The 13,737-nt window shown below is 66.9% G+C and carries 11 protein-coding genes; 2 read left to right on the top strand and 9 right to left on the bottom strand.

Annotated elements, in window-relative coordinates; all coding sequences use genetic code 11:
• Both ileS and GU920_RS09220 read right to left on the bottom strand, forming a co-directional pair.
• The gene (gene ileS / locus GU920_RS09225; RefSeq protein ID WP_161766740.1) at nucleotides 1-2,934 is read right to left on the bottom strand and encodes an isoleucine--tRNA ligase; all 2,934 of its coding nucleotides are present in this window, start codon (nucleotides 2,932-2,934) and stop codon (nucleotides 1-3) included.
• A gap of 184 nt (nucleotides 2,935-3,118) precedes the next feature.
• Nucleotides 3,119-5,872: a DUF2339 domain-containing protein gene (locus GU920_RS09220; RefSeq protein ID WP_161766739.1), complete on the bottom strand. Its 2,754-nt coding sequence runs from the start codon at nucleotides 5,870-5,872 to the stop codon at nucleotides 3,119-3,121.
• 149 nt (nucleotides 5,873-6,021) lie between these two features.
• Here GU920_RS09220 and GU920_RS09215 point away from each other — a divergent pair, with 149 nt between their 5' ends.
• Complete coding sequence (locus GU920_RS09215) at nucleotides 6,022-6,402, top strand: DUF2237 family protein (RefSeq protein WP_161766738.1); 381 nt, start codon at nucleotides 6,022-6,024, stop codon at nucleotides 6,400-6,402.
• A gap of 12 nt (nucleotides 6,403-6,414) precedes the next feature.
• Here GU920_RS09215 and GU920_RS09210 read toward each other — a convergent pair whose 3' ends face one another.
• The 3 genes from GU920_RS09210 to trpB form a co-directional block, all read right to left on the bottom strand.
• Nucleotides 6,415-6,930: a helix-turn-helix transcriptional regulator gene (locus GU920_RS09210; protein WP_161766737.1), complete on the bottom strand. Its 516-nt coding sequence runs from the start codon at nucleotides 6,928-6,930 to the stop codon at nucleotides 6,415-6,417.
• 30 nt (nucleotides 6,931-6,960) lie between these two features.
• Nucleotides 6,961-7,452, bottom strand: coding sequence for a hypothetical protein (locus tag GU920_RS09205; RefSeq protein WP_161766736.1), 492 nt, complete (start codon nucleotides 7,450-7,452; stop codon nucleotides 6,961-6,963).
• A 374-nt stretch (nucleotides 7,453-7,826) separates the two neighbouring features.
• Nucleotides 7,827-9,059 (bottom strand): tryptophan synthase subunit beta, encoded by a 1,233-nt coding sequence (gene trpB, locus GU920_RS09200; RefSeq protein ID WP_161766735.1) that lies wholly within the window; start codon nucleotides 9,057-9,059, stop codon nucleotides 7,827-7,829.
• Between the two features lie 342 nt (nucleotides 9,060-9,401).
• Between trpB and GU920_RS09195 the strand changes: the two genes are divergently transcribed.
• On the top strand, nucleotides 9,402-10,181 hold the full coding sequence (locus GU920_RS09195) for a DUF4394 domain-containing protein (RefSeq protein WP_161766734.1): 780 nt from the start codon (nucleotides 9,402-9,404) through the stop codon (nucleotides 10,179-10,181).
• Nucleotides 10,182-10,215: 34 nt separating this feature from the next.
• Here the strand turns inward: GU920_RS09195 and GU920_RS09190 are convergent, their stop codons facing one another.
• From GU920_RS09190 to rpsA, 4 genes are all read right to left on the bottom strand, one after another.
• Nucleotides 10,216-10,854, bottom strand: a complete 639-nt coding sequence (locus GU920_RS09190) for a phosphoribosylanthranilate isomerase (RefSeq protein ID WP_161766733.1) — start codon at nucleotides 10,852-10,854, stop codon at nucleotides 10,216-10,218.
• Between the two features lie 3 nt (nucleotides 10,855-10,857).
• On the bottom strand, nucleotides 10,858-11,220 hold the full coding sequence (locus GU920_RS09185; RefSeq protein WP_161766732.1) for a LapA family protein: 363 nt from the start codon (nucleotides 11,218-11,220) through the stop codon (nucleotides 10,858-10,860).
• Nucleotides 11,221-11,305: 85 nt separating this feature from the next.
• Nucleotides 11,306-11,590 carry an integration host factor subunit beta gene (gene ihfB, locus GU920_RS09180; RefSeq protein ID WP_161766731.1) on the bottom strand — a complete coding sequence of 95 codons (285 nt, stop codon included), beginning with the start codon at nucleotides 11,588-11,590 and terminating at the stop codon, nucleotides 11,306-11,308.
• Between the two features lie 196 nt (nucleotides 11,591-11,786).
• Nucleotides 11,787-13,466, bottom strand: a complete 1,680-nt coding sequence (gene rpsA / locus GU920_RS09175; protein ID WP_161767326.1) for a 30S ribosomal protein S1 — start codon at nucleotides 13,464-13,466, stop codon at nucleotides 11,787-11,789.
• Nucleotides 13,467-13,737: the final 271 nt, after the last annotated feature.

The following is a 13,737-nucleotide window of genomic DNA, read 5'->3' as shown; positions in this document are numbered from 1 at the left end:
CTACGCGAGCGCCCCGTCACAGCGCGCGCAGACGCCCGGATGCGCATGCGTTCCCACATCCGGCAGGACCTGCCAGCAGCGTTCGCATTTCTCGCCCGGCGCGGCCCGGAAGACCACCGCCACCCCCGGCACATCCGCCAGCGTGAAGGCCCCTTCCGGCGCGGGCTCCGTCACCACCGCGATATCCGACGTGATGCAGACGCCCGCGAAATCGACGCCCTGCAACAGCGCCGCCGTCGCCGCATCCACATGCACGACCGGGGCCGCCTCCAGCGAGGCGCCGATCACCTTGGCCACACGCTGCACCTCCAGCGCGCCCGTCACCACCCGGCGCGCCGCACGGATACGCTCCCACTTCGCCGCCAGCGCCGCATCCAGCCAAGCGCCCGGCGTCTCGGGGATATCCTGCAGATGGACCGACTCCCCCTCGCCCGGGAAGCGCGACAGCCACACATCCTCCATCGTGAAGACGAGGATCGGCGCCAGCCATGTCGTCAGCCGGTGGAAGATCAGGTCCAGCACCGTCCGCGCCGCCCGCCGCCGCAGGCTGCCGGGCGCATCGCAATAGAGCACATCCTTGCGGATATCGAAGTAAAGCGCCGACAGATCCGTCGTGCAGAAGGCGAACAGCTTCTGGAACACGCCCTGGAAATCATAGGCCGCATAGCCCGCACGCACCTCGCCATCCAGTTCCGCCAGCCGGTGCAGCACCCAGCGCTCCAGCTCCGGCATCTCGGCCACCGCCACCCGCTCGGCCTCGGTGAACCCGGCCAGGTTGCCCAGCATGAACCGCATCGTGTTGCGCAGGCGGCGATAGCTGTCGGCCACGCCCTTCAGGATCTCCTTCCCGATCCGCAGGTCCACCGTGTAATCCGACTGCGCCACCCACAGCCGCAGGATATCGGCGCCGTATTCGTCGATCACCTCCTGCGGGGCCACCGTATTGCCCAGCGACTTGGACATCTTCATGCCCTTCTCGTCGAGCGTGAAGCCATGCGTCAGCACGCCCCGGTAAGGCGCGCGCCCCTTCGTCCCGCAGGCCTGCAGCATCGACGAATGGAACCACCCGCGATGCTGGTCGGTGCCCTCCAGATACAGATCGGCAATCCCGTCCGCCGCGCCATCCGCCCGGTCGCGCAGGACGAAGGCATGGGTGGACCCTGAATCAAACCACACATCCAGCACGTCAAAGACCTGATCATAGGCGTCCGGGTCCACGATCCCCGCCAGAACCCGCGCCTTGAAGCCCGCCACATACCAGACATCCGCGCCTTCCGCCTCGAACGCGGCCTTGATCCGGGCGTTCACCTCCGGGTTGCGCAGCAGGAAATCGGGCGCATCGGGCCGCGCGCCTTTCTTGACGAAACAGGTCAGCGGCACGCCCCAGGCGCGCTGCCGCGACAGCACCCAGTCGGGCCGCGCCTCGATCATCGAATGCAGCCGGTTGCGCCCCGTCGCGGGCGTCCATTCCACCAGTTGGTTGATGGAATTCAGCGCCCGCTGCCGGATCGTCTCGCCATGGGTGGACATCCCATCCTCAAGCGCCCGGTCGATCGCCACAAACCATTGCGGCGTGTTGCGGAAGATGAGCGGCGCCTTCGACCGCCACGAATGGGGATAGGAATGGCGCAGCTTGCCCTTGGCAAACAGCGCACCCGAATAGGCCAGCTGCTTGATGACCGACACATTCGCCGGGCCTTCCTTGCCCTCTGCCGTCAGGATCGCCTGCCCGCCGAACAAAGGGAGATCAGCGCGATAGCTGCCATCGGGTTCGACGTTATAGGTCATCGGCAGGCCGAACTTCAGCCCCATCTGATAGTCGTCGTCGCCATGGCTCGGCGCGGTATGGACAAACCCCGTCCCGGCATCGTCGGTGACGTGATCCCCGGGCAGCATCGGCACGTCGAAATCCCACTCGCCCGCGCCCCCCTCGACCCCGCGGAACGGATGGGCGCACACCATCGACGCCAGATCCTCTGCCCCCACATCGCACAGCCGCCGCACGAAATCCGGCCCCGCAAGCTTTGCCTGCGCAAAGGTCGCCTCGGCCAGCTTGTCGGCAAGGATCACCCGTTGCCCGATGGTCGCCGTGCTGTCCTCAGGCCGCCCGATGATCTCATAAAGCCCGTAGCCGATCCCGGGGCCAAAGCTGATCGCTCGGTTCTGCGGGATGGTCCAAGGCGTGGTGGTCCAGATCACCACATCCGTCCGCGTCTTGGTGAAGGTCGCATCCGCCGCCGCCACAACCGGGAACCGCACCCAGATCGTGTGGCTGGTATGATCGTGATACTCCACCTCCGCTTCCGCCAGCGCCGTCTTCTCCACCGGCGACCACATCACGGGCTTCGACCCCTGATAAAGCGACCCGTTCATCACAAAGCGCATGAACTCATCCGCGATCACGGCCTCGGCGTGGTAATCCATCGTCAGATAGGGATCGGCCCAGTTGCCGGTGATCCCCAGCCGCTTGAACTCCTCGCGCTGCACATCAATCCAGCCTTCGGCGAACTTCCGGCACTCCTGCCGGAAGGCCACCACATCGACGTCATCCTTGTTCAATCCCTTGGCGCGATACTGCTCTTCGATCTTCCATTCGATGGGCAGACCATGGCAATCCCAGCCCGGCACATAGCGCGCGTCGCGGCCCATCATCTGCTGCGACCGCACGACCATATCCTTCAGCACCTTGTTCAGCGCGTGGCCGATATGCAGATGCCCGTTGGCATAGGGCGGGCCGTCATGCAGCACAAACGGCGCCCGCGTGCCCTTCGCCGCCGCAGCCTTCTCGCGCAGCCGGTCATAGACCCCGATCCGCGCCCACCGCGCCAGCCATTCGGGTTCCCGCTGCGGCAAGCCCGCGCGCATGGGAAATTCGGTTTCCGGCAAAAAGACGGTGGAACGGTAATCGGGCGTGGCGGTGGTCTCGGCGCACATGGGCGGCTGTCCTTGCGATCATTCGGGCAGGGCGGCGGCATCCGTTACGGTGCCGCAGGCGACAGGCGGGGTCTCCCGGCGGCTTTCTCAGCGCGCCGGGCCGCTAATTCGGGCAACTATCGCGAATATCTGCATCATGGCGCGCGTTATAGACGCGCGCCGCCATGCGGTCCAGTGCGCCCGATCACTTCGCCGCGCCGCCCTCTGCCCGCAGCGCCGCCCAGCGGTTCAGCCAGGCCAGCCCCGCCAGCGACAGGCCCAGCGCAAGGAAGGAAAACACCCGCATCAGCCCCGACAGCCCCGCCGCATCCACCAGAAACACCTTCGCCACCGTAACCCCGATCAGGCCCAGCGCCAGCCGCCGCAGACCCACCGACGACCGCGCGATCGCCTGCCACAGCAGGACCGCCCCCACGATCAGCAGCGCGATGGTATAGGAGTACAGCTCCGGCTGGCTCGTCCCCGGCACCGACAGGTCATCCCCCCGCCAGAACCGCCGGATCTCCAGCCCGGCATAGATGGCCACCAGCGCCACGCCAAGGCCATCCAGCCCCCGGCGCAGCCACAGCGGCAGATGCCGCAGGAACCGCCGCGCCAACAGGATCACAAGGCCCGCCAGCCCATAGGCCACGAACAGGCTGTCCACCAGCAACGGCCCGCGCACCGGGTCAAAGCCGAACAGCGGGTTCATCAGCGTCACCGCCACCAGCATCCCCAGCCCCCAGATCACCCCAGCCACACCCGCCAGCCCATAGCGCAGCAGGGCCAGCCGCCCGCCCAGCTTCACCCGGTACAACTGCACCAGCGCCATCGCCAGCCACGGCAACGCCACCAGCGCCATCGACCAATGCGCATCGGCGCGCAGGTAACCCACATCCCCGGAAATCCAGCGCAGCAGCAACACATCCGCCAACAGCACCAAGGCCAGCGCGATCCCACTTTCCGCAAACGCCCGCGCCCCGTCTCGCCCCGCGCGCGGCAACAGCCACAGCGCCGCCCCAAGCCCGAGGATCGGCCCGACATAGGCCGCCACCGCCCCGATCAGCGGCGCATCAAAGGCCCAGAACAGCCCCGGATCCACCGCCATCCGCCAGCCCAGAAGCACCACCCCCGCCTGCACCGCCAGCGCCATCTCGGGCAGCCGCAACCGCCGGTCCAGCCCGGCCGCCACGGCCACCAGCACCGCCAGCGCGAAGGACAAGGCCGCCTTCGACAGGATCAGGAACAGCGCCAGCGCGATCAGCGCCAGCGCGGACAGGCCGAAATGCGCCGCCCGCCGCAGATCGCCGCCATCCGCCCGCGCGAACCGCATCGCCAACCCCACCATAAGCGCCGCCAGCGCCATCACCTGCAAGGCCCAAGGATAGGCCCCGATCACCGCCGCCACCGGCCATGTCAGCTCCAGCACCAGCGCCGTCACCGGCGCGGCCAGCGCCCCCGCGATCGACAGGATCACCGGATGCACCGCCCCCCGCCCGGCACGAAAGGCCAGCGCGACACTCACCCCCGCCGACAGCACCACAAGCCACGTCACCGTCCATGGCGCCGCCGTCTCGGGCGCGCGCTGCAGCGCCGCCTCAAAGGCGCGGAACACCTCGCTCCACCGCTCGGGCGCCAGCGCCACCAGCGCCACGAACCCCGCCGCAGGCACCAGCGGCAGGTCCTGCAACCCCGGCGCCTCCCCGGTCCACAGCGCCAGCGCGACAGCCAGCCCCGCCAGCAGCACAAAGGGCAACAGCCCCCAGCCCGCCCCCGGCTCGAACAGCACCAGCGCAGCCACCGCCACGGCCATCACCACCCATGCCAGCATCACCGGAAAGATCGGCCGCCCGCCGCCCTTCAGGATCAGCGACACCTGCAGAACCGTGGGCCCCGCATGATCGGGAAACAGCCGCAGCGCCGGGATGCCCACCGACATCAGCGCCAGCACCGCCACCGCCATCTGATAGGCCGCAACCGCGCCGCCGCCCGCCAGCAGCAGCATCCCCGCCCCCGCCGCCAAGGCCACCGCCAGCCCCGACACCCAGGCCCAGCGCCGCACCGCATCCACCGCCAGCCCGGCCGCCGCCACCAGCAGGAAATAGCCCTGCAGCCAATCCACGCTGTCCGAACTGCCCCCCACCATGAACGGCGACAGCACCGCCCCGGTCAGACCCAGCGCCGCCAGCAGCGGCCCGTGGAACCAGCCCAGCACCACCGCGCCCGCCGCCGTCGCCACCAGCGCGGCAAAGGTCACCTCGGCCCCGATCAGATCATAAAGCTGCCGCGCCGCCAGCACGGCGGCAAAGATCGACACCAGCCCCGCCCCGGAAAAGACCGACGGCAGATAGGCGGTGGATGACGCCTCGCCATCGCCGAACCGCCGCCGCACCCGCTCGCCCGCATAGATCAGCCCAAGGCCGAACCCGATCGCCGCCAGCACACGCAGCGCGGGCGGCAGAAAGCCGCGCTCCATCCCGTATTGCACCAGAAACACACCGGCCAAGGCCAGCGACACGCCCGATACGGCATAGACCCAGTTCGCCACCAGCCACGACCCGAAACGCTCGATCACCCCCGGCCCGCGCGGCGCGGGCGGCAGGGGCGGCGCGGGCCTGCGCGCCGCTTCTGGCGCCTCGGTCGGCGCGACAGCGGCGGTAGGGGCCGGGTTAGGCGCTTCCGCCACCTCCGCCACGGGTGCGGCGTCTGGCGGGTTCGCCTCCGCGACCACCGTTTCGGCCACACGCCACGGCCCCACCTCGTCCACCAGCGCCGCCACTGCCACCCCGGCCCGCGCGCCCCCGGGCGCCCCGCCCTGCGCCAACCGCCGCTCGGCATCGGTCAGCCGCAGCGTCAGCGCCGCGATCTCGCGACGCATCCCCGACACGCGCACCCAAAGCACGATCAGACCCACCGGAATGGCCAGAACCGCAAGCAAACCCAGTATGACCGCTTCCAATGCCCGTCCCCTGCAACAGCCCGTCAAATGCCGCGACCTTACCCCATCCCCCCCGCGCTGCAAATCGCCGCGCATGGGACGGCCCGCCCTCGACATCGGCCCCCATGACGCTACCCTGCACCCCAGCCGCCGCAGACCGGAGACCGCGCATGCAAGAACCCTCGCTCAACGTCCTCGGCCAACCGCTGGAGACCTGCTCCACCGCGCCCCTCACGGGCTTCTTCCGCAACGGCTGCTGCGACACCGGCCCGATGGATACCGGCGTCCACACCGTCTGCGCCGAAATGACGGCGGAATTCCTCGCCCTGTCGAAATATCTCGGCAACGACCTGTCCACCCCGCGCCCCGAATACGGCTTTGCGGGGCTCAAGCCCGGCGATCACTGGTGCCTCTGCGCCGCCCGCTTCTATCAGGCGCATGAAGAAGGCGCCGCCCCCCGCGTCCGCCTTGCCGCCACGCATATCCGCACGCTCGACATCGTGCCCCTGTCCATTCTGAAGGAATACGCCGTCGATCTGCCCGCTGGTTGACCCGCGCCCGGCTCAGGCCGCCGATTTCGGGCGCACCTGATCGGTCACATCGTCCCGCATCAGATCGTCGATGAACAACGACAGCAGCTGCGGCCGCCCGCTCACCCCCGCCTTGCGATAGATCGCATTGGTCTGCGCCTTCACGGTCCCCTCCGACGTGGCCCGCAGCGCCGCAATCTCGGATGTGGACATCCCTTTGATCGCGAACAGCGCCACATCCCGCTCCGCCGGGGTCAGCGCCCATTCCGCAAACCGCTCTTCCAGCAGATCCATGAAGGCGCCAGACGCGCGCCGCAACCGCTCCTGCGCGGTGTTCCGTTCCCGGATGATCCGCCGCAGCATCGCCGCCCCGAGGAAGAAGCCCAGCACAAGGCCAAGCGCCGCCCCCACCTCCATCAGCTCGCGGATCTCCCACGGCACCGGGGGGGTGTAGATCCCGAGGATCGACGCCAGAATGTCAAAGACAAAGAAAATGGCAGCCAGTGCCTGAACCAGCAGCACGCCACCGATGACCCACTTCCGCGTCACGCCACCGGCCACCCGCCAAGGCGGGCGGGATCAATTGTCCTTGCCGCCCGCGCCACCATCCCCGCCTTCGCCGCCTTCACCGCCGCCTTCACCACCCTTGTCGTCGCCGCCCCCCCAGCCGACATCGCCCCGGTCGCCCCAGTCGTTATCCGCCCAGTCCTTGTCGGTGAACTTGTCGCGCAGACTTGCCGCATCCTCGCCCAGATCGTCCGTCTTGCCAAAGCTGCTCGTCGTCCCGCCATCGCCAAGGCTGGCCGTCGCGCCCTCCGTCTCGTTGTTGGCCTCCACGAACAGATCACGCAGGATCTCGCCATTGTTGGGATTGATGACGATCTCGCGATGCCCAAGCTCCCCCTCCGCCGTGATGCGCGTCCGGCCAAGCCAGGTGCGCTCGCGCGAGATGGTCTTGAACCCCTCGGCCTGCAACTGCTCCACGATGCCTGCGGAAAAACCGTCGGCCAAGGCCGGTGTCGCCCCCATCGCGCCGGCAACCAGCGCCCCCATGACCTTGCGTCCCATCATTCCTTACCCCCTCTAGGGCAAACCGCAGACTCGCGGTTGTTAATTAATCTTTCACGAAACAGGATCCGGCAAGGCCAGAACCCGTCATTTTCATGGCGAAAGTTCCGCAGCGCCTCGCAGCCCAAAGAACCCGCCTCTCGACAGCCTGTGTCTTGCATGCCGCGTGCTGTGGCGGAATTGCCCGCAGGTTTAGGCGCAGCCCGGACCGCCGCATAACCCCGGATAAACCCAAGTTTATGCGCAAACCATTGAAATAGAACGATTTATTAATCGTGACCTTTCCACGGCAAAACAAAGCCCCCGCTGCTTGCGCAACGGGGGCCTTCTGCGTCTGTCATGTCACGGCGCGCGCCGGGCCGAATCGGCCCCCGCTGTCAGACCTTCATATCCACGCCCAGATGCTTGGCGACCGTAAAAATGTCCTTATCTCCGCGTCCGCACATGTTCATCACGATGATATGGTCGCTGGGCAGCGTCGGCGCGATCTTCATCACATGGGCCAGCGCGTGGCTCGGCTCCAGCGCCGGAATGATTCCCTCCAGCTTGCAGCACAGCTGGAACGCCTCCAGCGCCTCGGCATCGGTGATGCTCACATATTTGGCCCGGCCCACATCATGCAGCCACGCATGTTCCGGCCCGATCCCCGGATAATCCAGCCCGGCAGAGATCGAGAAGCCCTCAAGGATCTGCCCATCCCGGTCCTGCAGCAGATAGGTCCGGTTGCCATGCAGCACCCCCGGGCGCCCGCCCGTCAGGCTGGCGCAGTGCTCCATCCGGTCATCCACGCCCTTGCCGCCCGCCTCCACGCCGATGATGTTCACGCTTGTGTCGTCAAGGAAGGGATAGAACAGCCCCATCGCATTGGACCCGCCGCCGATGGCCGCGATGATCGTGTCGGGCAGGCGCCCCTCGCCCTCGGCTTCCGCCAGTTGCCAGCGCACCTCCTTACCGATGATCGACTGGAAGTCGCGCACCATCGCCGGATAGGGATGCGGCCCCGCCACCGTGCCGATGCAGTAGAAGGTGTCGCGCACATTGGTCACCCAGTCGCGCAGCGCATCATTCATCGCATCCTTCAGCGTGCCGCGCCCCGAAGTCACCGGAATCACTTCCGCCCCGAGCAACTTCATGCGGAACACGTTGGGCGCCTGCCGCTCCACATCATGCGCGCCCATGTAGACCACGCATTTCAACCCGAACTTCGCACAGACCGTGGCGGTGGCCACCCCATGCTGCCCCGCCCCCGTCTCGGCGATGATCCGCGTCTTGCCCATGCGCCGGGCCAGGATGATCTGCCCCAGCACATTGTTGATCTTGTGCGCGCCGGTATGGTTCAGCTCGTCACGCTTCATATAGATCTTCGCGCCGCTCAGATGATCCGTCATCCGCTCGGCGAAATACAAAGGCGAGGGGCGGCCCACATAGTGCTTCCACAGATCGTCCATCTCGGCCCAGAAGGTCGGGTCCGTCTTGGCGAAATTGTAGCGCTCCTCCAGTTCAAGGATCAGCGGCATCAGCGTTTCCGACACGAACCGCCCGCCAAAAATGCCGAACCGCCCGGCCTCGTCCGGCCCGGTCATGAAGCTGTTGATCCCGTCCTCGGCCATGCCCCGCACTCCCCGTTTTATTGACATGTGATGTAGCGTCCTTGGCGCGCCGGGGAAAGGGGGGCCGTCTGCCCCCCTCGTCGCTGACGCTCCTCACCCCCCGAGGATATTTTCACAACGGGGAATAGGCAGGGGGGGAATAGGCAGGGGGGGGTAGATGCAGGCCATTCCGAATGATGCCGCTTCCCCGTTGCCCAAATATCCTCGGGGGTCCGGGGGTGAAATCCCCGGGGGCAGCCACAGGGCGCGCGTTCTGACGCTTTCGTGAACACATGCGCTGAAACCCTGCCCCTGCCCCTTTCGTAGCTGCGTCCGTTGCAACCTATGGACAGGAGCGATTCCATGAAAACCCTGATGACCACCCTTCTCGTCACCGCCGCCGCCGCCGGCGCCGCGCAGGCGCAAACCGCCCTCGGCCTGACCGGCGACCGCACGCTGGTGATGATCGACACCGCCACCGGCGCCGTCACCGGCAGCGTCGAGGCACAGGGCGTCACCCGCCTGCACGGCATCGACTACCGTCCCGGCAACGGCACCATCATCGGCGTGACCGACACGCAGGCCATCGTGACGATCGACCCGGCCACCGGCGCCACGACCGAGATCGCCAAGATGAACACCATGCTGGACGTCGCCGAAGGCGCCGCCGTCATCGTGGACGTGAACCCCGCCGCGGACCGTCTGCGCTTCATGTCGGGCAGCCAGAACCACCGCGTGAACATGGAAACCGGCGAGGTGACCGTGGACGGGATGCTGAACTTCGATCCCGCCGATGCCAACGCCGCCGCCACCCCGATGGTCGTGGCCGTGGCCTATACCAACAGCTACGGCAAGCCGGAAAAGACCGCGATGTTTGACATCGACGCCGGCCTGAACGCGCTGTTGCAGCAGACCGCGCCGAATGATGGCACGCTGGCCACCATCGGCAGCCTCGGCGTCACGCTGGAAGGCCCGGTCGCGCTGGACGTCGCCACCACCGCGGATGGCACGAACACGGCCTATGTCGCCGCGCTGGGTGGTCTGCACCTCCTTGACCTCGCCACCGGCGCCGTGTCGGGCACGCTGCCCATCACCGGCACCGATCAGCCGGTCCGCGACCTGACGATCCTGCCCGCGATGTAAGGGCGATCCGACCCCGGGACGCTCCCGCCCGGGGTCACCCCGCCGCCCGGACAAAGGCCGCGATCTTGCCCGCATCCTTCTGTCCGGGCGCGCTTTCCACCCCCGACGACACATCCACCTGCCGCGCATTGGTCAGGCGCACCGCCTCGGCCACGTTCTCGGCCGTCAGGCCCCCGGCCAGCATCCACGGCCTGAGCCAGCGCCGCTGCGCCACCAGCCGCCAGTCGAAGGAAAGCCCGTTCCCCCCCGGCAGCGCCGACCCCTTGGGGGGCTTCGCATCGACAAGGATCTGATCCGCCACCGTGCTGTAATCAAACAGCGCCGCCAGATCGCCCTCATCCGCCACGCCCACCGCCTTCATCACCGGCAGGCCATAGCGCGCGCGCACCTCTGCCACCCGCTCCGGCGTCTCGTGCCCATGCAGCTGCAACATATCCAGCGGCACGCCCTCCACGATGGCATCCAGCACCGCATCCGGCGCATCCACCACCAGCGCCACCTTCGCCAGCCCCACCGGCGCCGCCAGCGCCAGTTCCGCCGCCTGCGCCACGCTCAGATGCCGCGGAGACCGTTCAAAGAACACGAACCCCGCATAGGCCGCCCCCGCCGCCGCCACGGCAGCCACATCCGCCACGGTCCGCAGACCGCAGATCTTCACCCGCACCTGTCCCATGGATCAGCCCGCTTTCCGCGGCTTTTCGATCAGCGTCAGGATCTCGTCCTTCGGCACGCTCGTCGAATCGCGCATCACCTCGATCTCGCGCTCCAGCCGGGCCAGTTCCTTGCCCCGCTGGCTCGCGGTGCGGCGATACTTGTGCTCGCGCAGCCATTCCCAGGTGAACCCGATCAGCACGCCCGCCACCACACCGCCCAGCATCACCAGGAACAGCGGCAGTTCCATCTGCCAGTTCACGCCGAACAGCGCCCCCACATCCTCGGGCAGGAACCGCACCGGCACCACCGTGCGGTTGGCCAGCGCCACCGTCAACAGCAGCACCAGAAGCATGGCGATGAAAGCATAGCGAAGATAGCGCAGCATCGGGCATCCCCCTCGGATCACGCCCGACTATCGCGCCCCCCACCCGTGCGCGCAAGGGACGGGACGGCGTAACCGGCGGAAAACCTCAGCCCTTGCCGTTCAGCCGGTCGCGCAGCAGCTTGCCGGTCTTGAAGAACGGCACCTTCTTGTCATCGACCTTCACCGCCTCACCCGTCCGCGGGTTGCGGCCCACGCGCGCATCGCGCGCCTTCACCGAAAATGCGCCAAATCCGCGCAGCTCCACCCGGTCACCCTTGGCCAGCGCCTCGATGATTTCCTCAAAGACCGTGTTCACGATCCGCTCCACATGCCGCTGCGTGAGATGCGGGTTTTCATCCGCGATCTTCTGGATCAGTTCCGAACGGATCATCCAAGTCCCCCCTGTGGTGCCGTTGATCGGTCGCCACGCTGTTGTTTGGATTGGACTATAGGCAAAAAAACCAAGCGCACAACGAAAACGCGCGCCACACCGCCAAACCGCCCCGCGCTGCGGCGCGACCGCCACCGCGAATGGCAAAAGGCCCCGCACGGAGGCGGGGCCTTTCACCAGGTTCAGACAGGATGGCTCAGTTGCCGCCCTTCAGCGCCGCGCCAAGGATATCCCCCAGCGACGCGCCCGAATCGGACGAACCGTACTGTTCCACGGCTTCCTTCTCTTCGGCGATCTCGCGCGCCTTGATCGACAGGCCCAGACGGCGGGTCTTGGGGTCGATGTTGGTCACGCGCACATCCACGTGGTCACCCACCTGGAACCGCTCGGGGCGCTGGTCGGCACGGTCGCGCGACAGGTCCGACCGGCGGATGAACGACTTGGCGCCGTTATACTCCACCTCGATCCCGCCTTCCTCGATCGCCGTCACCGTCACGGTGATGACCGACCCGCGCTTCACGCCATCCACCGCATCGGTGAAGGTGTCATCACCCAGCGCCTTGATCGACAGCGAGATACGCTCCTTCTCCACGTCCACCTCGGTGACCGCGGCCTGAACCGTGTCGCCCTTGCGGTAGTTCTGGATGGCATCCTCGCCGCGCTGATCCCACGACAGGTCCGACAGGTGCACCATGCCGTCGATGTCGTTGTCGAGGCCCACGAACAGACCGAATTCGGTGATGTTCTTGACTTCGCCCTCGATCGTCGACCCCACGGGATGAGTTTCCGCGAACACTTCCCACGGATTGCGCATCGTCTGCTTCAGGCCCAGCGACACACGGCGCTTGGCGCTGTCGATCTCCAGCACCATGACATCCACCTCCTGCGAGGTGGAAACGATCTTGCCGGGATGCACGTTCTTCTTGGTCCAGCTCATTTCCGAAACATGGACCAGACCTTCGACACCGGCTTCCAGCTCCACGAAGGCGCCGTAATCGGTGATGTTGGTCACGCGGCCCTTGTGCACCGAACCCAGCGGATAGGCGCGCTCCACGGCATCCCACGGATCGGCCTGCAGCTGCTTCATGCCAAGGCTGATGCGGTGGGTGTCCTTGTTGATCTTGATGACCTGCACCTTGATCGTCTCGCCGATCGACAGGATCTCGCTCGGGTGGTTCACCCGGCGCCAGGCCATGTCGGTCACGTGCAGCAGGCCGTCCACGCCGCCAAGGTCAACGAAGGCGCCGTATTCGGTGATGTTCTTCACCACGCCGTCGATGGTCTGGCCTTCCGACAGGTTGCCGATCACTTCGGCGCGCTGCTCGGCGCGGCTCTCTTCCAGAATGGCGCGGCGCGACACGACGATATTGCCGCGGCGACGGTCCATCTTCAGGATCTGGAAGGGCTGCTTCATGCCCATCAGCGGGCCTGCATCGCGCACGGGGCGCACGTCCACCTGCGAACCGGGCAGGAACGCCACAGCACCACCCAGATCGACGGTGAAGCCGCCTTTGACACGGCCGAAGATCGCGCCTTCGACGCGGGTCTCGGACGCATAGGCCTTCTCCAGACGGTCCCACGCCTCTTCGCGGCGGGCCTTCTCGCGGCTGATCTGCGCTTCGCCGCGGGCATTTTCCACGCGGTCCAGATAGACCTCAACCTCGTCGCCCACATTGATGTTGGGCTGTTCACCGGGGTTGGCGAATTCCTTCAGGTCGATGCGGCCTTCCATCTTGTAGCCGACATCGATGATGGCCTGGCCCGCCTCGATGGCGATGACCTTGCCTTTGACAACCGTGCCCTCTTCGGGGGTGTCAATCTCGAAGCTCTCCTTCAGAAGAGCTTCGAATTCTTCCATAGCGTTTTTCGCGCACATATGCAGTTCGTCCTTTGTCATGGTTTTCTGGCCATGCGGTTGGCTCCGCCGGTCTTTGGCTCACCCTGCGGGAAAAACCGCGCCGGTCCCGGAAAACCGGACAGACCGCGACTCCGCCATCAGGATGGGGGGCCTATAGTCGCTCGGACGCAGGAAAACAAGCGCCAAGCAATGGGCGGGCCGCAGGCCGCGTGACCTCCACCCCACCCGCCCCGCCCCCGGCACAGCGGGCAAGGCCGCGCCGCGCCCCCGCCCCGACATCCCAGACTTG

This window comes from Paragemmobacter ruber, assembly GCF_009908315.1.
Classification (GTDB): domain Bacteria; phylum Pseudomonadota; class Alphaproteobacteria; order Rhodobacterales; family Rhodobacteraceae; genus Paragemmobacter; species Paragemmobacter ruber.
This window is presented reverse-complemented; position numbering and strand designations above follow the sequence as displayed.

Excerpts from the sequence above, each read along its gene's own strand:
- rpsA (WP_161767326.1), bottom strand. The coding sequence starts at position 13,466 with ATGTGCGCGAAAAACGCTATGGAAGAATTCGAAGCTCTTCTGAAGGAG.
- GU920_RS09215 (WP_161766738.1), top strand. The coding sequence starts at position 6,022 with ATGCAAGAACCCTCGCTCAACGTCCTCGGCCAACCGCTGGAGACCTGC.
- ihfB (WP_161766731.1), bottom strand. The coding sequence starts at position 11,590 with ATGATCCGTTCGGAACTGATCCAGAAGATCGCGGATGAAAACCCGCAT.
- trpB (WP_161766735.1), bottom strand. The coding sequence starts at position 9,059 with ATGGCCGAGGACGGGATCAACAGCTTCATGACCGGGCCGGACGAGGCC.
- ileS (WP_161766740.1), bottom strand. The coding sequence starts at position 2,934 with ATGTGCGCCGAGACCACCGCCACGCCCGATTACCGTTCCACCGTCTTT.
- GU920_RS09195 (WP_161766734.1), top strand. The coding sequence starts at position 9,402 with ATGAAAACCCTGATGACCACCCTTCTCGTCACCGCCGCCGCCGCCGGC.
- GU920_RS09185 (WP_161766732.1), bottom strand. The coding sequence starts at position 11,220 with ATGCTGCGCTATCTTCGCTATGCTTTCATCGCCATGCTTCTGGTGCTG.
- GU920_RS09205 (WP_161766736.1), bottom strand. The coding sequence starts at position 7,452 with ATGATGGGACGCAAGGTCATGGGGGCGCTGGTTGCCGGCGCGATGGGG.
- GU920_RS09190 (WP_161766733.1), bottom strand. The coding sequence starts at position 10,854 with ATGGGACAGGTGCGGGTGAAGATCTGCGGTCTGCGGACCGTGGCGGAT.